Below are 18289 nucleotides of genomic sequence, written 5' to 3'. Positions count from 1 at the left end.
CAAATTCTTCATGATCTTGTTACCATATACAAGGGAAAAGAGATTATAAAGGGGAAGGATTAGACACAGCACACAATTACAGGAGAGAAAAAATGAAGAAAACATTACTAACAATCGCTATCACCATGGCAGCTCTTTTTGCCACGTGTACTATGGCCTTTGCCAGCAATGCAGTAGTAGACTCAGAAACCTATTCTCACCCGTCTAAATTCAGCAACTGCATCGTGATCGACGGTATCGACGTATCGGTATGGCAAGAAGACATCGACTGGGGAAAGGTTAAACGGCAGGGAATCGACTACGCTTTTATCCGTATCGGCTATACCGGTTTGGACTCTCCTTTTCGCCGTAACATAGACAGCTATTTTGAGCAAAATTATAAAGAAGCCAGAGCAAACGGCGTCATGGTCGGCGTATATTATTACTCCTGCGCGACTACTATCAGCGAAGCGCAGAAGGAAGCACAGTTCGTTTTAGACACCTTAGACGGCCGCAAGCTGGACCTGCCCGTAGTCTACGACTGCGAATATGCCGGCAGACTGAAAACGGCCTATGACAACGCAGGTACAACGGCACAGAAACGTACGAAATTGACTTCCAATTCGCTGGCTTTTCTCAATGTCATCGCAAAATCCGACGCAGGCTACACACCTATGTTCTACTCCTATCGAAACATGATGTGTCCGGACTTTTCAAATGCCTATAAGCTGAATATGAACCTGATCGATAATAAATACAAGGTTTGGATGGCACAGTACTCCGATAGTAACAGCTATGCCCGTCCATATGAATTCTGGCAGTACACTTCCAGTGGGAAAGTAACAGGTACTACCGGCAGCATCGATTGTAATTTCTGGTACTATGACAACAAAGCTGAAAAGACCAAGGAAGGAACAATCTCCATGAAAGACGTCTCTGTTTCTTTGAGCAGAACGTCATATCCTTATACCAAGTATAAGAAGCAGCCGATTATCACTGCTACATATAACGGAAAAACCCTGACCAAGGGCGTTGACTACGACTATTACTATATCAAAAACGTTCTCGCCGGGACAGGCTATGCCATGGTTCGAGGAAAGGGCGCGTACTCTAATACAAAGCTGGTGCCGTTTACTATTACCACTACTGACATCGCAGACGGCGGAACTGTCAACGCAATCGCAGATCAAAAATACACTGGTTCAGCTAAAAAGCCAAGCGTGACAGTTAAATATAAGAGCACTACCCTGAAAAAAAACCTGGACTATAAGGTCAGCTATTCTAATAACACAAATGCCGGCACAGCAAAGGTAAAAATTACGGGCATGCGGAACTTCCACGGATCGTTTACCCAGACGTTCAAAATCAACAAAGCTACGCCTACCTTTACAGGCTACAGCGCTTACTCCAGAACAGTCAGCAGGCCTGATTGGACGCTGAACGCCAAGTGCAGTAGCGGCGCTGAATTAACCTATAAGTCCAGCGATCCAGCTATCGCAACTGTAAACAGTAGCGGAAAGGTATCCCTGCAGGGTAAAACCGGCGTTGTTTACATTACTGTAACCAGTCCGGAAACCAAAAACTATGAAAAAGCGTCCAAGGACATCAAAATTACCGTAAAAGCAGATGAAAAGCCCGTTGCTTCTATCAGCGCCAGCGCAGACCAGTATAATAAGACAACGGATGACAGCGGTTTTGATCTAAACGCGTCTACAAACGGGGGCAAACTGACCTACAGCAGCAGCGATACAACTATAGCTTCTGTCAGCAGCAAAGGGTACGTTACCTTAAAAGGAAAAACCGGTACTGTCACCATTACAATCAAATGCGCTGAAACCGATGATTACTCGGCAGCTACGAAAAAGATAACTGTTACCGTTACCGAAAGCGCCAACGAGCGCATTAAAAAAGGCGTGGAAAATACTACGATAAAAGCTTCTTCGGAATTAGGCTCCGGCTTCATCAGGCTTTCGTGGAAAAAGTCCGCCGGCTACAAGGTAGATTACTATGAAGTCTTCCGTGCAGTCAGCAAAACTGGATTTGAGGATACGCCGTTTTATTCCTCTAAAACAGGAACTGCCTCTACGTATAAGAACAACAAGGCTCTGACCAAGGGTGTTCGCTATTATTACAAAATCAGAGGCGTCAGAAACATAGACGGAGAAACGGTTTACACCCAGTGGTCCAATTTGGCTAATCGAACCTACAATCCGTCCACAGTATCCGCTGCCTCAGATGATTCGCGGATCATACAGGGAGTAGAAGCAACTACACTTAAAGCGTCCTCTACTGCCGTACCCGGCGCTATCACTGTTAAATGGCAAAAATCCTATGGCTATAAGGTTGATTATTTTGAAGTTTTTCGTTCTCTGAAAAAGAGCGAGGGCTACGGTGCTAAGGCGTTCTTCACCACAACAGATGGAACAAAGCTTACCTATAAAAATACAAAAGATCTCATTAAAGGTACTCGTTATTACTATAAAGTACGGGGCGTTCGAGTCATAAACGGCGAAAAGTATTATACGCAATGGTCCACAAAAGCGATTCGTACAGCCCAATAGAATAGAACTGCAGCAGCCGGCCTGTCGGGAAAGAACCGTCAAGCCGGCTGTTTTTTAACCGCGTTGAACGCTGCTGGCCTTGAAACAAAGTAAAAGAATCAGAAAAAAAGCCAATTCTCTTAGCACATCACGATTCGTGTTAAGGAAATTGGCGTAAAACCTCCAGTCCCTATAAAAAGGCCAACAGCTTTTTATACAGATCTAATTCTATATCAATTAACCGTTCAGCTATGGATTTTTCTTCCAACCCTGCCGTCGGGTACTGCCGCAAAAGCCTACCCAGAGATTTGATTCCCGCGTGGCATCCGTCTAACAGAATTTCTGCGGCCTTACTGTCCTCCTGTTCAGTCATCATCTTAAACTCTGTCATAAGCCGCATCATCGCTTTCGCCATAGCGCCGGGTTCTTTACCTTCCTCACCCGCTTCCGCCAAAAGCCGTTTACACAGCAGCCCAATTTCCTGATGCTGCCTGTCATACTCATCGATGAGCTGCCCCAACGCGCCCTCGGCGACAAATTCCTTTATTTGCTTAAAGCTATCCATCGCCGTTTTACAGCCTTCATTAACCTCTCGCAGTAATCTGACACTATCCTCTTTCATTTCATCATCCCCTCGCTTAGTAATGCATACTATTAGCATGCGCTGCGCCGCGTGAGAATATACTATCTCCATCACATTTCCACAATTCTGTCGCTGATATGTTCCACCATCGGCAGATCGTGAGAAATAAGCAGAATGGTCAGTTCCCGTTCATCGTGAAGCTTTTTTAACAAATGGATGATCTGAGATTGAATAGACACATCCAACGATGCAATGGGTTCATCGGCCACCAACAAATCCGGATCTGTAATCAAAGCCCTGGCAATCGCCGCTCTCTGACGCTGCCCGCCCGACACGTCATAAGGATAGCGCAGAGCCAGCTCTCTCTCAAGCCCCACCTGTTCCATCAAATCGTACACCTTCTCCGAAAGCCGCGCCTTGCTGCCATACGACTTTTTTATAACCAGAGGCTCCGCGATAATATCAAAAATCCGCATTCGAGGATTAAATGCTGACACCGAATCCTGAAAAATCATCTGCTTTCGGCAACCCTCGCTCAATCGAATCCATCCGCCGTCCGGCTTATAAATTCCCATTACGCATCGCGCTAACGTAGACTTTCCGCAGCCAGAAGGTCCTACAACTCCTACGATTTCTCCTCTCTTAACCGTCAGTGAAAAATCGTTCAGCGCCGTAAGCGCCTTTCTCTTTCCTAAACGAAACCTTTTCGTCAAACCTGTGATTTCAAGCAAGCTTTCCTTCTCAGGCAAAGGGTGTCCGTCCGGCGTCTTTCCCTCTGGCAACAGCTTTCCGTCTATCCAGGCTCGTCTCCGGCATCCGTCTCCAATCGCGCCGTGATAATGGCTTCCGCCTTTGCCATAGCGGGCATACCGCAAGAGTTCCTTCGTATACGCGTGCCGCGGCGTGGAAAATATCTCCTCTGTCGTCCCAAGTTCCACGATACAACCATCCTTCATCACGGCAATACGGTCAGCAATCTGCTCTGCCAGTCCGAGATCATGGGTTACCATAATCATAGCGCGTTCCGCGTCGGCGCTTAAAGAGCAGAGCAGCTCCATGATTTTTTCCTGGGTGTCTATGTCCAGCGCCGTAGTAGGCTCATCAGCTATCAGAAGTTTCGGTTTCGCTGCTAACGCAATCGCAATAGCGGCCCGCTGGCGCATACCTCCGGAAAAATGATGAGGATACTGACCGAATCGAATATCCGGCTGTGGGATCCCCACTAACTCCAATAAGCGCAGCGCTTCTTTCTTCGCTTCTTCACGAGATACTCTTTGATGCAGCAAAACCGGCTCCATAATCTGCCTGCCTATGGACAGTGTAGGATTGAGAGAGGTCATCGGATCCTGAAAAACCATGGCTGCATCCCTTCCCCTGACTTTTACCAGCTCTGCCTCATTCATCACAGAAACATTCCTGCCACAGAGCAAAATGCGGCCGTCCTCTATGACCGCATGTTGACTGTGCAGCATCATAACAGCTCTGCAAAGCGCCGTTTTTCCGCAGCCGGATTCACCTACCAAAGCCAGGGTTTCACCTGCGTTCACTTGCAGACTTACACCTCGAAGCGCAGAAACATTGCCCTGTGAGCCTCGAAAAGATAATTTCAAATTTTCTACCGACAGAATCTGTTTCATATGACTATTCTATACTCCACTTCGCAATATTCCAGAACACGCCTACTCCGTGATGCCCCAGAACTGTTTTTTCCGTAAGGCCACGGATATTCTTCTTCACCGCGTAATCAGCATCTACATAAGCGATAAAGGTATATGGCATATTTTCAGTCATCACTGTCTGAAATTCCCCATACAATGAAGCGCGCTCATCCCCGTCTTCCGTATGCCTTGCCTTTGCCAGTATTTTATCTACAGCTTTGTTACCATAACCTGTATAATTGTCTCCTGCATCGGAAGAAAAAACCTTATAAGTATGATCATCGGCGTCAAAAGGACTTCCCCATCCGATAATACAACAATCCTGGCCGGCCCAGTCAAGAGATGGTTTCGCCTCAGCCGCAGCATTGACTCCGACCTGCTGTAATTGATTGGCGCACATCTTTGCCATATCCACGCGAACCTGATCATCCGCCATAGCCGAAATTACAAAACTAAGCTCCATCCCATCCTTTTCATAGAAGCCGACGCTATTCTTTTTCCATCCGTCCTTTTCCAGCAGTTCCTGACATTTCTGCGGATCATATTCAAATTTTTCTATGTCCTCCTTGTTATAGCGGTTCTTCTGAATCGGAGAATATGCCTTTTGTCCCTCGCCAAGCAGTACACTCTCGATCACAGCGTCTCGATCGATAGCGTAGCTGAGAATATTTGAGAGTTCCGGATACTCTTTGAATAAAGGACTTCCGGCAAAGTTATAAGCGATTGCCCGGTAATCAGCCGTCTCCATACGATATACATTGAATTCACCACTCTTTTCAATATCCCCGGCCGTCTTCGCCGTAATCTGCGCCATATCTATATCGCCAGACTTAAGCTGCATCGCTTTAGCATCTGTGTCCGGAACAATCTTAAAAATCACCTTTTCAATATTGACTTCTCCATCGTAATAGTCTTCAAACTTATCCAGCGTAATACTCTGTCCCGGATCCCATGCAGTCAGCCTATACGGACCTGCACCTACTGGATTTTGATTAAAGTCGCATGTAGCCAGATCCTCTCCCTCCAACAAATGCTTTGGCAAAATACCGATCGTCATATAATCTGGAAACGCCACGTTAACCTGACGCAGTTTGATTTTCACTGTCAATTCATCAGGACAAGCGATATCTTCAATATCCGTATAATTAGATACGATTTCTGATTGATTTTCCGGATTCAATATGGCCTCCAGTGTATACTTTACATCCTCACTGGTCAAAGGCTCTCCGTCATGAAACTTCAAACCGTCTCTCAGCTTAAAGGTATACGTCAAACTGCTCTCATCAAACTCCCAGCTCTCCGCTAATCCAGGAACAACCTTATTCTCTGCATTATGTGCAGTCAGTCCGGCGAAAATCAGGGCGTTGATCTCCCCATGCTCATAAAGCGCCGGATTTATCGCGGTATAATCCTGACTGCCATAAATCAAAGTATTGTCAGAACTGTCCGCCTCACCGCCCTTTGCGCCGCATCCAGTTAAAATCAATACGAAAACCAGCACCATAATCATGAAAGCTCTTTTTCTCATGTCTTCTATCTCCTTATAAATTGCTATGCATACGATTATTCTTTTTCCTTACATACTCCCCCAGTTCCGTGACGCATACCAGGGTGACGATCAGTACGACGCCCGGTATCAGAATCAGCCACCAGCACCCGGTCAAAAGCACTTCCTGCGACATCGACAGCAGACTGCCCCAGGAAACTGTTGTTAACGGCAGCCCCAGCCCCAAAAAGCTCAGGGTAGATTCAGTAATCATAGCCTGTCCTATGTTAGTCACCACCATAAACATGATGGAAGATATAAAGTTCGGCAGCAGATGCCGCCGCAATACATACCAAAAACCGCCTTCCATCGTTCGCGCAGCCAAAATATAGTCGCTTTCTCCAATCTGGCGAACTTCACTTCTGACAATCTTCGATATATTAGGCCAGCCCGTTATGCCGATAATCACGGAAAGGCTGAGCCAGGAAGGATTTCCCCAAAGCGCCTGTAAAAAAATGATAAGTAAAATAGAAGGAATACTGAGCAGCAGCTCAGAAAAACGCATCAGCAGATCATCAACAACACGGGGGGCGATTCCGCTGACTACTCCATATATTACGGCTATGGCTGTAGAAATCAGCGCGCTGATAAAGCCAATCGCGATGGAATATCTCCCTCCATAAAGAAGCATAGTCAAAAGATCTCGGCCCATACTGTCCGTGCCAAGAAGATGTCCGCCGCCCGGCGGCAAATTCACCGCAGAGGAATCCATCAAATCCGGAGAATAAGGAGCAATCAATCCAGCAAACGTACTGGCTAAGATAATGATGATCAGCGCCGTAAAGGCTGCTTTCGGAAATCTTTTTTCTCGTTTCATATCTCCGCCTCCTCCCGCTGCATACGAGGATCAATAAACTCTCCTATAAGCTGGGCAACTAAATTACAAATCACCACTGCCGCTCCGGTCAACATACAGAGAGCCATGAGCATGTTATAATCCTGATACATAGCCGATTCAAAGCTAAGCGTCCCCAAACCCGGATAGGAGAAGACCGATTCCACGACATAAGTGCCTCCCAAAATATGCGGTACGGCAATCGCCATGACCACCAGCATGGACGGCATAATGTTTCTCAGGCAATGACGGCAGAGAATCTTTCTGCGGGGAATGCCTTCCGCCTTACACAGCAGTACGTAATCCTGCCTCGTCTCCTCCACCAGCTTATTTCGCACCATATACGCGTAATACCAAAGATGTTCCATCACCAGAACCGTCACCGGCAAAGCCAAATGCCAAAGACGATCCAATATATTCTCACTATTTCCGTAGGAATAAGCGCCCCCCGCAGGAAATATACCCAACTGAACAGCAAAGACCAGAATCAGCAGCAGCGCCAGAAAAAAAGAAGGAATACTGCCGGATATTACTCCAACCTTGCATATGAGCCGGTCAATCAACTTGTCCTCCCTTAACGCGCAGAACATCCCCAGCAGAATTGCCAGACTAAAGGTCAATACGTAGGACAACGCTCCGAGAGCCAATGTATTGATCCAAACCCGTCCAATTATGGTCGAAACAGGCTGTTTATACTTATATGATAGTCCCAAATCTCCATCAAACAGCCCCTCTGTCCACCTTTGGTACTGCACAAGCATGGAATCATTCAAACCTAGCCGCTCTCTTGCCGCTTCTCTCTGCTCCTGGCTCATATGCTCAGCTCCATCTCCGTAGTACGAGCGAAGCGGATCACCCGGGCACAGTCTCGCAATAGTAAAAACCACTATGGACAAAAGCGCCAAAACAGCAATCATCTGTATGATCTTGACACCAGTATATTTCAATCTTTGCTTTGTTCTCTTACCCATCAATTTCTTTCTTAACTTCCTTAACAGATAATCCTTTTACCCTTGCTATTGCGGCAACCTGATCAAACTCCGCTTTCTCTTTTCTCAGACCGTTCCTCTGACAAACCTTAACGTCTACCTCACCCCAGGGCGTCTGACGCTTTTCAATTCCACGTTCCATAGTGATTCTGCCGCAGCGGTATTCTCTCAATCCAATCGTTGTGGTATGCTTCAACATCAACGCGGCCATCATTTCTCTGTCTTCCGGCCGTATCATGCAAACCAGCTTTACGGCCGGCCGCGATTTTTTCATAACAATGGACTCAGCATACACATCCAGCGCTCCTGCTTCTAAGAAAATCTCCATAGCAAAACCAATCTCCTCTGCCGTCATATCATCCAAATTAGCAGCCAGCTCAATCACATCCCCTGTCTGTTCGCTTTCCTCGCCTAATATCGTTCTGACACAATTAGCCTGAGAAAACTCTTTCGTTCCTATACCATATCCTACGGCGCTGGTTCGCATCATCGGCATCGAACCAAAGTCCTGAACAAAATGCTTTAGAAGCGCAGCGCCGGTCGGCGTACATAATTCTCCCTTTATCTTGCCTCCATAGATAGGCATACCCTGCAGAATCAACGCTGTTGCCGGCGCTGGTACAGGCAGCACGCCATGGGCACATTTCACAGTTCCGGAACCCACATGCACCGGTGAAGCCATGACGACGTCTGCTCCCAGCATGTTCATCAGAAGACAGTTACCCACTACATCCGCTACAGCATCTAAAGTTCCTACCTCATGAAAGTGAACCTGATCCATTTCTTTTCCGTGCACACGGCTTTCAGCTTTAGCAATAACCTCATAAACCTCTTTGGCGTCCTGTTTTACCTTCTGCGGCAAATCCATCTGATCAATCATAGCGATGATGTCAGAAAGCCCGCTGTGATGGTGATGCTCATGATGATGGTCGTGGCTATGCTCATGATGATGATCGTGGTCATGGCTGTGTTCCTCATGACAGCCTTCCTCCTGCCCGAAAACCCTCACATGGATATGTGTTCCGGTTATTCCACAGGTCTGTTTTTTCTCCGCGCTGACTCTGACGCCTGGTATTCCCAGGTTATTCATCTTTGTAAGAAATGCTTCCTGGTCAGGCAGCAATTCCAGTAAAGCTGCCATCAGCATATCTCCGGCAGCACCCATACTACAATCTATATACAACTTCTTCATTTTTTTCCTTCCTCCATATTATTGATGAGATTTGCCAAATATCCGGCGCCAAAACCATTATCGATATTCACTACGCTTACTCCGCTGGCACAGCAATTAAGCATGGAAAGCAAGGCGGTAACTCCACCCAGCGCAGTTCCATAACCTACACTAGTAGGAACAGCGATAACAGGACAGTCTGCAAGCCCCCCTATGACAGATGCCAACGCGCCTTCCATACCAGCAATAGCCACAATTACTCTAGCCTGCATGATTTTATCTGCATGAGCCAGCAGACGGTGAATTCCCGCCACACCGACATCATAGATTCTCTCCACCTTATTTCCCAATATTTCAGCAGTCAAAGCGGCTTCTTCGGCTACCGGAATATCGCTGGTACCGCCTGTAGCAATAAGAATATATCCATTGTGTTTTGGTCCAATCATCTCTCCTACCAAGCCGATCCAACCTTCCTTGCGATAGGTGAATGGAATATCCGCAGTAAACCCATCAGCCGCCTCCTGACTCATCCTGGTAATGAGAATGGTTCTCTGTCCGCTTTCCCAGAGAGAGTGCGCGATACGATCGATCTGCTCCGGTGTTTTTCCCGCGCCATAAATAACCTCAGAAGCGCCTTGCCGTATGCCTCGATGATGATCCAGATTAGCGATACCGATGTCCTGAAAGGGCTTAAGCTTTAATTGCAATAACGCGTCGTCCACACTGGTCTCTCCTTCTGCAACGTGCTGCAAAAGCTCTTTTATATCCTGTTTATCCATTATCTTCCCTCCAGATCTAATAATACTATTTCAAAATACGGCTTCAATCTCTGACAAACAGCGCCGCACAGCTCCACCGCTTTTTCCATCTGATCCTCCCGTAGCTGTATTCTGGCTGCGCCGCCGAAAAGCCTGATACGAAAATCCGAGAAACCCAACGCCGTCAATTCTTTTTCACTGGCTTCAACCCTCTGCAACTTTTCCCTGGTTATTTTCTCACCGACAGGCACTCTGGTTGCCAAACAAGCATACGACGGCTTATTCCAAGTAAAAAGGCCTGCTTCTTTAGATCGACTTCGAATTTCTTCCTTGGTTAACCCGCAAAGGCGTAAAGGAGAAAGCACTTCCATTTCAGCCAGCGCCTTCATGCCCGGACGATCGGCAACCAGATCAGAAGCGTTCGTACCGTCGATAATACAGGTATATCCTGCTGCTCCTGCCGCCTTCCGAAGCATATCGAAAATCCTGTGCTTGCAGTAATAGCAGCGGTTCTCCGGATTGTCAGCAACAACAGCATCTGCCAAAACGTCACAATAGATGATCTCCATATCCGCATTTAAACTATGTGCCAGTTCTTCGGCGTCTCTTAATTCGAACTCCGGCTGAAATTGGCTTTTCACAAAAAAAGCTTTCACATCAGCGCCGTATTTTTTCGCCGCGTATAATAAATAAGCCGAGTCTACTCCACCAGAAAAGGCAAGCGCCACTTTAGGATATCTCTCGAAAAATCCCTTCAATTCCATGCCCTTCAGCTCCTTTCTGCAAAAAAATACCACGAAGCATATGAGTCTCCTTCTGGAGTCCCTATTGCCTTCGTGGCATAATTGTTTCTTTTCTTTTTATTATCGTTTTTGTACTATTTATTCCTCTGCCTGAAGAATTGCTGTCCCTTCCTGAGACTTTGCCTAATATTATTGCATAATCTATGCCAACTTGTCAAGGCCTAAAATGAGGCAAATTTGCTTCCATTCTGTCATTTTCTGTTGCATTCCTGCAAGATCGCAAGTATCATTGCAACGATAAATGTCTCTCAATTAGTTTCTTCAATTTTTCTCGGCAATGACATCTCTAAGATCCTATCTATTTCAGTCAGCAATTCATCTATGGAATGTCGTTGTGTTCTTGCACATATTTTAGCATCCTCGCTGCACAGCAAACATCGTCTCGACTGCATGCCTAAATCGACTCGAGAAACACTGCCCTTCTCTGCAAGAACGTCCATATCAAAAAGTCTTCCAATAGAACTGCTGTCCTCAATTTCTACGGTAATCCTCTTGACCTCTGAAGCCGTCATACCATCTACTATAAAATATGCTTCCGCACCGGTTGGAAGTTCTCTCACTTCAATATGCAAAATCCGTCCCTCCGGCAATTTCTTCTTCAGCATTTCTATTCCCATTCTCAAAGCTTTCCTGTAAGACGGCCTATCCTTAACCGATCCCGGTATATTCAAAGTGACCGATATCAACACGCCGCCAAACTCTAAAAGCAGTTGTTCCTGCCTGCGTACCCGATTCTCTCTGGACTCTAAAATTTCATATAGTGTCACCGTTCTTTCAGTCATGCATTCGTTCCCCCAGTCTGCTCTGCACTTCAGGCTGCAGCAAATAATCCAGCGTGGTTTTAGGCAGCAGCTTTGCCAGCTTATCCCTGGCTTCGCCGCAGTCTATGCCTTCTTCCTGCAGAATCCTTCTAACGCGGGTCGCGCTGACAGCTTCCCCCTCTACGGAAAGACGCGGGATTTCCTTGATCTGGATGCCTGCCCGCGGCAGCCGCTTTTTCAGCGCTTCATTGTAGCGTTCCGTCACCGGCGAAAAAGGCTCCGTGCCCACAAAGCGTACCTGCACGCCTAGAACCGGTGCAATCTGCGCCGCAAATAGTTCTGCATCTATGGCTGCGTGAGCGCTCGCCAAATTTTCTTCCTTTGTGAAATAGCTGGGAAAGGTGAGACCGGATACCGCGTATCTCCCGCCGGGAATCACGATTACATTCTCAAGATCCACCGTCCCTGCCTTTACCATGGCAAACCGGTCGTCAAAGGAAAACAAGGACGCGTCTTCTTCTACCACCAGCAAAAAAACATGGCGGCAGACCTTCGCCGCCTGTTCCACCAGGAAGCGGTGACCTTTCGTGAAAGGATTGCAGTTCATCACCAAGCTGCCAATGGGAGGTTCTGGATGTTCTGTCTGTTCTGGAGGTTTGGGCGTCCCGCACCTAAGCTCTGCCGATTCCCTGAAAGACTTCAGTTTCTCTTTGTACTCCGCGATGCCGGATTCTCCCCATTCCAAAAGCGCCGCATAGGGTCTTGCTGACGCAATCAGGCGGAAACCAAGTCCGGCAAATTGGGCTGCCTTTTCCGGCTTTGTAAATAAATACAGGCTGCGGTTGCCTTTGGCGGCAGACTGGGCAGCTAGATGGGTGAGCAGTTTTGCAGTCAAATCCTCGCCCTGAAATGCCGGATCTACGGCAACGCCCTGTATCATGTCTCCCTTCAGACTGCCGCAGGCAACAAGGCGATCGCCAGCTTGCGCGCCAAATCCATCGAATCCACCGCTTCCACCAAATCCGCTGCTTCGCAAAAAGACGCCCGCGGTATAATCCACGCCCTGGGGCCTTCTCAGCTGGCAAGCTGAAAGAAGCATCTCCGCCTGATCCAATTTGATTTCTTCTGTATAAAACATCGTTCTCGTTCCGTTCTGTTTTTGTGAATTTTGCAGAAAACTGCTGGCTCGCTTCCGTGCAGCAGTTTTCGCAATGAGCAATCGCAAAGTTGTGCAAGCAAACCCTTTTATCACCGCCGATGCACAACTTTTGAAGTTCGCATGGAACCGGGTTGTGCAAATTGCTACAAATCAAGTAGATTTGCACAACTTCGGACTGAACCGCACTGCAGAAGTTGTGCAGATTAAGCTGTTTGCAGACAGCTTTGCACAACTCGGAGCAGTCTTTTGCTGTAAAAGTTGTGCAGACTGCTCTTTTATAGAAGGATTTGCACAACCGTCAAGCAAATGACGATGAAAAAGTTGTGCAAGAAAACCCTTTTACCGATGCTGATGCACAACTCTTGAGGCTAGGTACATGGCTGGGTTGTGCAGATTGGTCTAAATCAAGAAGATTTGCACAACTTTGGACTGAGCCGCGCTGCGGAAGTTGTACAAATCTGATTCGTTACTGGCAGTTTTGCAAAAGCCCGTCTCTGCAAACCAATAGTGCGCTTTCTATTTCACCGGCACGTTATAAATCGTATCCAGCAGTGAGCCGTCGCGATAGAGTACCTTCGCGACTTCCTTGTCTCCCAGTACCGGTTTCTTTGCTTTTCCGTTGAGCTTTTCCGCCGCATCACGCAGCTGCCCAATATCCACTACCGGAAGACCGCTTTCTGCAAACCTTTCAGAAAGTTCCGGACGCAGCGGATTGACCGCAATACCGCGTTGGGTTACCAGTACGTCGACGGTAGATCCCGGCGTAGATTTACAGAGCACTTCATCTACCACAATCGGCAGGCGGGCGCGGGAAAGGGGCGCGACGATCATGGACATTTTCGCGCCGGCTGCCGTATCGCTGTGACCGCCGCTGCCGCCCATAATATAGCCGTTGGAATCGGTATGCACATTGACATTGAAATCCGTATCGATTTCTGTCGCACCCAAAATAACTACATCTAAGCTGTCCACCGCACTGCTCGCCGCTGCCGGGCTGGCGTAATGGGATGCTGTGACTTCTCTGTGATTCGGGTTCGTTCTGATGGATTCCACCGCGTCTAAGTCAAAACACTGCACGTCGAGGAGCGCTTTGAAGCAGCCGCTTTTCATCATGTCTACCATATAGCCGGTGATACCGCCAAGGCCGTAGCTGCCCTTGATGCCGCGGCGCAGCATAATATCCTGCAGATATTTTGCCGCCGCAAGGGACGCGCCGCCTGCGCCGGTCTGGAAAGAAAATCCATCAACCAGAAGACCGGATGCTTCAATGGCTCTTGCCGCGTAATCGGCAATCACAAGTCCTACCGGGTCCTTTGTAATCTTGGTGGTGCCGGATACGATACCTGACGGTTCGCCGATTTTATCCACGTAAACCACATAATCAATGTAATCCTCCGCAATGGAAAAGTCCGTCAAAGGGTAGTCTACCAAATTGTCTGTAATGACGACAGAAGTTTTCGCATACATGGCGTCCGCGAAGGCGTAGCCCAAAGAGCCGCAGGCAGATTTTCCGTACTTGCCTGTGCAGTTGCCCATCGGGTCCGAAGTCGGCGCCGCGATAAACGCCACGTCGATAGGCGACGCGCCGCTGATGATGTCTGCTGGTCTGCCGCCGTGGGTGCGGAACGTAACGGGTCTTTCTAAAATTCCCTCACTGATGGCGCGACCCACAACACCGCCGATATAGTCGGTTTCGATGCCGGTGATGACACCGTCTCTGATGTATTCAATAAAAGGCGCGTGGGTGTCGAAAATGGAACTGATGTTGACATTCAAATCCCGGATGCCAAGTTCGCTGACAACATCCATGACCATGACTGCCACCATGTCGCCGTTGCGCAGGTGGTGATGGAAAGAAATGGTCATACCGTCTGTAAGTCCGGACAGCTTAATCGCCTCTTTGAGATCCTTTACTAATTTCGTCTTCATTTTACGCTGCCTCCCTTCATCGCCTCTGCCGCCGCAAGCACCTGTCTTGCTCTTGCTACAATCGGCGCGTCAATCATCTTGCCCCGCAGGGAAACAACGCCTTTGCCTTCCGCCTTGCCCTTTTCGATGGCTTCAAATACGTCGCGGGCGTAACGAATTTCCTCCTCTGTCGGACTGAAAATCTCGTTGATAAAGCGCACATGGCGCGGTGAAATAGAGGATTTTCCGGAAAATCCCAAACTTTTGGCAAATTTCGCGTCGGCAATCAGACCGTCGTAGTCTTCCACATCGGTCCACGGCGTATCGTATACGTCGATGCCGGCGGCGCGAGCTGCCATGACCATGCGGGAGCGGGCATAAAAAATTTCCGTGCCTTCCTTAGTTCGCTTGCACTGCAAATCGGCGGTTAAATCTTCTCCGCCCAGGAAAATTGCCGAAACCCGCGGATCAGCAGTTGCGATTTCAAAGGATTTTTCCACACCCAAAGCCGTTTCAATCAGCGGTATCAATTTCACTGTACCGACCTCCATGCCGCATTTCTTTTCAATTCGGGCAATGGCATCGGAAATGATCTTCACATCGCCGGCGCCGCTGACCTTGGTCGGCATAATCATGTCCGGCTTGACCGGGATAATCTTCGCCAAGTCTTTTTCCCAGTACAGGCTGTCAATGGGATTGATTCTGACGATGACTTCTTTGGTAAAATCCAGGGAGCGGATGGCGTTTCTGACCAGAATTCTGGCGGAATCCTTTTCCGTCTGGGCAACCGCGTCTTCCAGGTCTAAAATCACGCTGTCAGCGCCCAGAAAGTCTGCGTTCAGCAGCATATTCGCGCTGTTCCCCGGAAAAAAAAGCATACTTCTTCTCACTGGTTATTCATCTCCTTTCCCGCGTTCTACCGCTGTTTCAACCCGCGCGGCAATGGTGCAGTCCACAGCGCCCCGGTCGCTTGCTGTCACTTTCACGTCTGTTACGCCAAGGTTTTTCAGCGTATCCATGATGACCGCTTCAATTTCCGCGCCGAACTGTTCATAAACGACCGACGTCACGGAAAGGGTAATGCCGCTGCCTTCTGGCAGCGGCGCGATTTCTACATAAATGTCGCTGGACTCTAGAGTTCCTGCGCATGCGTTTTGTTTGATTATCATTGCAATACCTCGTCAAAAATCATATACAGCATGATGCTGAAAGCCAGCAAATCCGCGCTGCCGCCGGGGCTCAAATGCCGCCTGATGCAGGCGCGGTCAAAATCTCTCACCATGTCTAAGCATTCTTCTGTCTGCCAGTCTGCCCTGCTCAATATGTGCTGCGCCTTGCTTCTAATGAAGTCGAGCCCCTCGGCGCCGCCGCGATAAGCGGCATTGCTGTCCTCTACCCGGCTCATCAGCACAAGTAAGGTTTTTATCAGCGCCCGCTGCTGCGGGATTCCCGAAGCGATCGCTTCTCTTAAAACAGGCAGTCCTGTTTGAAACGCGGAGGCGAAACCGCTGCGCGCCTCCGCCCGCACGCCGCCGCAGGCGGCGTGCCCACGGGCGTACAGCCCGTGGGTTGCTGCGGCAGGGTCCTGCCGCAGCAGGGCGGCGGAAAGCTTAGCGCAGAGCGCCTGTAATTCGGTTTCATGAAAGCCTGCAGCCTGCCGGCTGTCCTGTAGAGGCGCAAATTCGCCCTTGTCCCGCGTCATATCCACGCTGCTTTCAGAATGCCTCAACTTCCCGGCATTCTGCCCAATTGCCGCGCCGATAGACGCGGCATCAGCTGCGGCAGGAGCAGCCTGCAGCATTCCGACAGCACAGCACAGGATACCCATAGAGAAAATCGCCCCTTTATGGGAATTAACGCCTCTTGTTGCCGCATACATAGCGGTTTCACCGCATCTTCCCGCACGGCGCAGCGCAGAAGTCAGCTGCGCCGGTTTCTTCTTTCCGCTCTGCATGCCAATTTTCGCGCATGCCGTAAAACACGGCAGCAGCGCAGCGCTGCTTGCTAGAAACAGTGGATAATCCATATCGTCATGGGCGCCGCTGTTTTCCTGGTCTACAAGACCGGGCTTGGGCGTCAGCGCCGCCTCTATTCGGAGCGCCTGTACCGCCATCTGGCCGATGGTTTCGGCGATAGTGTCCGCAATGGTGTCCCCGATAGTTTCCGGGCTGTGCGCCTTGGTTCCGCTGAACTTGATATCCCCTTGCTGGAACCTTTCTTCATCTGCTTTCATAGTTTTCAGCCGTAAATTATCTTTTTCGCTGTCCATCTGTTATTATGCGTTTTTTACTGCCAGCTGGGCAAGAATTCTCTGCATTTCATTATATACAATCATATAGCCTTCGTCTACTCCCATGCCCGGTTTTGCCAGAATCTGGTCAGGCTGGGTCGCCATAGCAAGGTTGACGCAAACCTGCGCAGAACGGTCTGTTTCGTTGCAGGTGCCGCCCTGGTAAGCGCCGATGCCCTTTTCTTTGCAGTAGAGAACCGCTTCTACGATATTATTGATGCCGCCCAGATCCGGTGTTTTGATCTGTACCATGTGACCAGCTTTGTTGTCGGCAAAATATTTGATATCTTCCAGTGTGTTGCACCATTCGTCTGCAACCAGTTCCACGTCGATGCCACGGCGGTCAACCTCAGCTGTCAGTGCCGCCAGGGCTTTCATCTGCGCTTCCCGTTCTTCAGAGTCCATCGGTCCTTCGATACGCAGTTTGAATGGTTTTGCCGCCTCTGCCAGGGTTGCGATGTAATCTGCCATTGCCTCGTAATTGTTCACGCCGAACGCCATACCGATAGTGCCGTATACGTCGATGTGCAGCACTGGCTGATAGGTCTCGTCGTGACGCAGGGCGATAATTCTGTCTCTGAGCCATTTGACATATTCCAGCAGAATGCTGCCGTCTTTACCCAATTTGGTATCTACATTGTTAATCAGCGCATGAGGCAGTACATCCGCGCCTTTCATAATCATCTTGTCGGAGTTGTCATAGCGATTGTCGCCGGACTGGGTGAAAATCGGAATTTGGCGATATTCCGGTTTTAAGCCGTATTCGTCAGCGATGACTTCACACATCAGCTGTTTCTTCGCCTTTGCCACAGCGTCCAGCACCGCCTGGGTTACACCGTAACGAATGGCTGTATGCAGACGCTTGCCGTCTACCTGCACCGCTTCCACTTCCGCAGCCAGTTCACGGAAAGAATTCAGTTCCTTTCCTTCCAGCATCGGCGCCACGTGCTCCATAATCACAGGAATAAAATCTTCCGCAAGAAACAGCGGATCTCTGCCGCCGGCACCGCTGTACTGCACCGCCGCGCAGTCGCCGTAAGCAACCTGACCGTCTTCTAAAAGCACCATGACAGAAATAGATTCCCCCGCCTGTCTGACTGCTTTAAAGCCGTCTGTCACCGGCGCGCCGATATAAGCGGAACCATCCGCCTTCGCGCCTTTTTTAATCGCTCTCTGGTCATCAAAGAAGAAGCCGGTTCTTCCGCCGGAACAAATTATTTTTTTGATTTTCATTTCAATTCCCTCGTCTATATTTCAAACTAACACTTTACAAATTTTTCTGTGCTGACAAATTTCTTAAAAACCTGCA

General features: G+C 48.8%; 17 protein-coding genes. 2 read left to right on the top strand and 15 right to left on the bottom strand.

The window, feature by feature from the left end:
* Window positions 1-92: 92 nt before the first annotated feature.
* Complete coding sequence (locus ACPW7J_RS04630; RefSeq protein ID WP_425756896.1) at window positions 93-2540, top strand: GH25 family lysozyme; 2448 nt, start codon at window positions 93-95, stop codon at window positions 2538-2540.
* Window positions 2541-2709: 169 nt separating this feature from the next.
* On the opposite strand, the gene ACPW7J_RS04625 is transcribed toward ACPW7J_RS04630, so the two are convergent.
* The 10 genes from ACPW7J_RS04625 to citC all read right to left on the bottom strand — a co-directional run bounded on the left by ACPW7J_RS04625 (window position 2710) and on the right by citC (window position 12761).
* Entirely contained in the window at window positions 2710-3141 is a 432-nt protein-coding gene (locus ACPW7J_RS04625) for a hypothetical protein (protein ID WP_425756895.1), read from the bottom strand.
* A gap of 71 nt (window positions 3142-3212) precedes the next feature.
* A complete protein-coding gene (locus ACPW7J_RS04620; RefSeq protein ID WP_425756893.1) occupies window positions 3213-4739 on the bottom strand; it encodes an ATP-binding cassette domain-containing protein in 1527 nt (508 codons plus the stop codon).
* 4 nt (window positions 4740-4743) lie between these two features.
* Entirely contained in the window at window positions 4744-6288 is a 1545-nt protein-coding gene (locus ACPW7J_RS04615; RefSeq protein WP_425756891.1) for an ABC transporter substrate-binding protein, read from the bottom strand.
* Between the two features lie 13 nt (window positions 6289-6301).
* Window positions 6302-7123, bottom strand: a complete 822-nt coding sequence (locus ACPW7J_RS04610; protein ID WP_425756889.1) for an ABC transporter permease — start codon at window positions 7121-7123, stop codon at window positions 6302-6304.
* A complete protein-coding gene (locus ACPW7J_RS04605) occupies window positions 7120-8112 on the bottom strand; it encodes an ABC transporter permease (RefSeq protein WP_425756887.1) in 993 nt (330 codons plus the stop codon). The genes ACPW7J_RS04610 and ACPW7J_RS04605 overlap by 4 nt, the downstream gene beginning before the upstream one ends.
* Window positions 8105-9322, bottom strand: a complete 1218-nt coding sequence (gene larC, locus ACPW7J_RS04600; protein WP_425756885.1) for a nickel pincer cofactor biosynthesis protein LarC — start codon at window positions 9320-9322, stop codon at window positions 8105-8107. The genes ACPW7J_RS04605 and larC overlap by 8 nt, the downstream gene beginning before the upstream one ends.
* A complete protein-coding gene (gene larB / locus ACPW7J_RS04595) occupies window positions 9319-10080 on the bottom strand; it encodes a nickel pincer cofactor biosynthesis protein LarB (protein WP_425756883.1) in 762 nt (253 codons plus the stop codon). Before larB ends, larC begins: the two co-directional genes overlap by 4 nt.
* A complete protein-coding gene (gene larE / locus ACPW7J_RS04590; RefSeq protein ID WP_425756881.1) occupies window positions 10080-10823 on the bottom strand; it encodes an ATP-dependent sacrificial sulfur transferase LarE in 744 nt (247 codons plus the stop codon). Before larE ends, larB begins: the two co-directional genes overlap by 1 nt.
* A gap of 287 nt (window positions 10824-11110) precedes the next feature.
* Window positions 11111-11644, bottom strand: a complete 534-nt coding sequence (citX, locus tag ACPW7J_RS04585; RefSeq protein ID WP_425756879.1) for a citrate lyase holo-[acyl-carrier protein] synthase — start codon at window positions 11642-11644, stop codon at window positions 11111-11113.
* Window positions 11637-12761 (bottom strand): [citrate (pro-3S)-lyase] ligase, encoded by a 1125-nt coding sequence (citC, locus tag ACPW7J_RS04580; RefSeq protein WP_425756877.1) that lies wholly within the window; start codon window positions 12759-12761, stop codon window positions 11637-11639. Before citC ends, citX begins: the two co-directional genes overlap by 8 nt.
* A 73-nt stretch (window positions 12762-12834) precedes the next feature.
* On the opposite strand from citC, the gene ACPW7J_RS04575 reads away from it, so the two are divergent.
* The gene (locus ACPW7J_RS04575; protein WP_425756876.1) at window positions 12835-13092 is read left to right on the top strand and encodes a hypothetical protein; all 258 of its coding nucleotides are present in this window, start codon (window positions 12835-12837) and stop codon (window positions 13090-13092) included.
* 206 nt (window positions 13093-13298) lie between these two features.
* On the opposite strand, the gene citF is transcribed toward ACPW7J_RS04575, so the two are convergent.
* Genes citF through ACPW7J_RS04550 form a run of 5 tightly spaced genes read right to left on the bottom strand, consistent with a single transcriptional unit; the run spans window position 13299 to window position 18213 of the window.
* Window positions 13299-14711, bottom strand: coding sequence for a citrate lyase subunit alpha (gene citF, locus ACPW7J_RS04570; protein ID WP_425756874.1), 1413 nt, complete (start codon window positions 14709-14711; stop codon window positions 13299-13301).
* The gene (locus ACPW7J_RS04565) at window positions 14708-15580 is read right to left on the bottom strand and encodes an HpcH/HpaI aldolase/citrate lyase family protein (protein ID WP_425756872.1); all 873 of its coding nucleotides are present in this window, start codon (window positions 15578-15580) and stop codon (window positions 14708-14710) included. The genes citF and ACPW7J_RS04565 overlap by 4 nt, the downstream gene beginning before the upstream one ends.
* A 3-nt stretch (window positions 15581-15583) precedes the next feature.
* Window positions 15584-15859: a citrate lyase acyl carrier protein gene (gene citD / locus ACPW7J_RS04560; RefSeq protein ID WP_161873825.1), complete on the bottom strand. Its 276-nt coding sequence runs from the start codon at window positions 15857-15859 to the stop codon at window positions 15584-15586.
* Window positions 15856-16959: a triphosphoribosyl-dephospho-CoA synthase gene (locus tag ACPW7J_RS04555; RefSeq protein ID WP_425756870.1), complete on the bottom strand. Its 1104-nt coding sequence runs from the start codon at window positions 16957-16959 to the stop codon at window positions 15856-15858. Before ACPW7J_RS04555 ends, citD begins: the two co-directional genes overlap by 4 nt.
* A 6-nt stretch (window positions 16960-16965) precedes the next feature.
* Window positions 16966-18213: a methylaspartate ammonia-lyase gene (locus ACPW7J_RS04550; RefSeq protein ID WP_425756868.1), complete on the bottom strand. Its 1248-nt coding sequence runs from the start codon at window positions 18211-18213 to the stop codon at window positions 16966-16968.
* Window positions 18214-18289 lie beyond the last annotated feature (76 nt).

This window comes from Ihubacter sp. rT4E-8, from assembly GCF_049852125.1.
Lineage (GTDB): Bacteria > Bacillota > Clostridia > Peptostreptococcales > Anaerovoracaceae > Senimuribacter.
This window is presented reverse-complemented; position numbering and strand designations above follow the sequence as displayed.

Bases quoted from the DNA above. Each gene is read 5' to 3' on its own strand.
- ACPW7J_RS04630 (WP_425756896.1), top strand. From the start codon at position 93: ATGAAGAAAACATTACTAACAATCGCTATCACCATGGCAGCTCTTTTT.
- ACPW7J_RS04625 (WP_425756895.1), bottom strand. From the start codon at position 3,141: ATGAAAGAGGATAGTGTCAGATTACTGCGAGAGGTTAATGAAGGCTGT.
- ACPW7J_RS04620 (WP_425756893.1), bottom strand. From the start codon at position 4,739: ATGAAACAGATTCTGTCGGTAGAAAATTTGAAATTATCTTTTCGAGGC.
- ACPW7J_RS04615 (WP_425756891.1), bottom strand. From the start codon at position 6,288: ATGAGAAAAAGAGCTTTCATGATTATGGTGCTGGTTTTCGTATTGATT.
- ACPW7J_RS04610 (WP_425756889.1), bottom strand. From the start codon at position 7,123: ATGAAACGAGAAAAAAGATTTCCGAAAGCAGCCTTTACGGCGCTGATC.
- ACPW7J_RS04605 (WP_425756887.1), bottom strand. From the start codon at position 8,112: ATGGGTAAGAGAACAAAGCAAAGATTGAAATATACTGGTGTCAAGATC.
- larC (WP_425756885.1), bottom strand. From the start codon at position 9,322: ATGAAGAAGTTGTATATAGATTGTAGTATGGGTGCTGCCGGAGATATG.
- larB (WP_425756883.1), bottom strand. From the start codon at position 10,080: ATGGATAAACAGGATATAAAAGAGCTTTTGCAGCACGTTGCAGAAGGA.
- larE (WP_425756881.1), bottom strand. From the start codon at position 10,823: ATGGAATTGAAGGGATTTTTCGAGAGATATCCTAAAGTGGCGCTTGCC.
- citX (WP_425756879.1), bottom strand. From the start codon at position 11,644: ATGACTGAAAGAACGGTGACACTATATGAAATTTTAGAGTCCAGAGAG.
- citC (WP_425756877.1), bottom strand. From the start codon at position 12,761: ATGTTTTATACAGAAGAAATCAAATTGGATCAGGCGGAGATGCTTCTT.
- ACPW7J_RS04575 (WP_425756876.1), top strand. From the start codon at position 12,835: ATGAGCAATCGCAAAGTTGTGCAAGCAAACCCTTTTATCACCGCCGAT.
- citF (WP_425756874.1), bottom strand. From the start codon at position 14,711: ATGAAGACGAAATTAGTAAAGGATCTCAAAGAGGCGATTAAGCTGTCC.
- citD (WP_161873825.1), bottom strand. From the start codon at position 15,859: ATGATAATCAAACAAAACGCATGCGCAGGAACTCTAGAGTCCAGCGAC.
- ACPW7J_RS04555 (WP_425756870.1), bottom strand. From the start codon at position 16,959: ATGGACAGCGAAAAAGATAATTTACGGCTGAAAACTATGAAAGCAGAT.
- ACPW7J_RS04550 (WP_425756868.1), bottom strand. From the start codon at position 18,213: ATGAAAATCAAAAAAATAATTTGTTCCGGCGGAAGAACCGGCTTCTTC.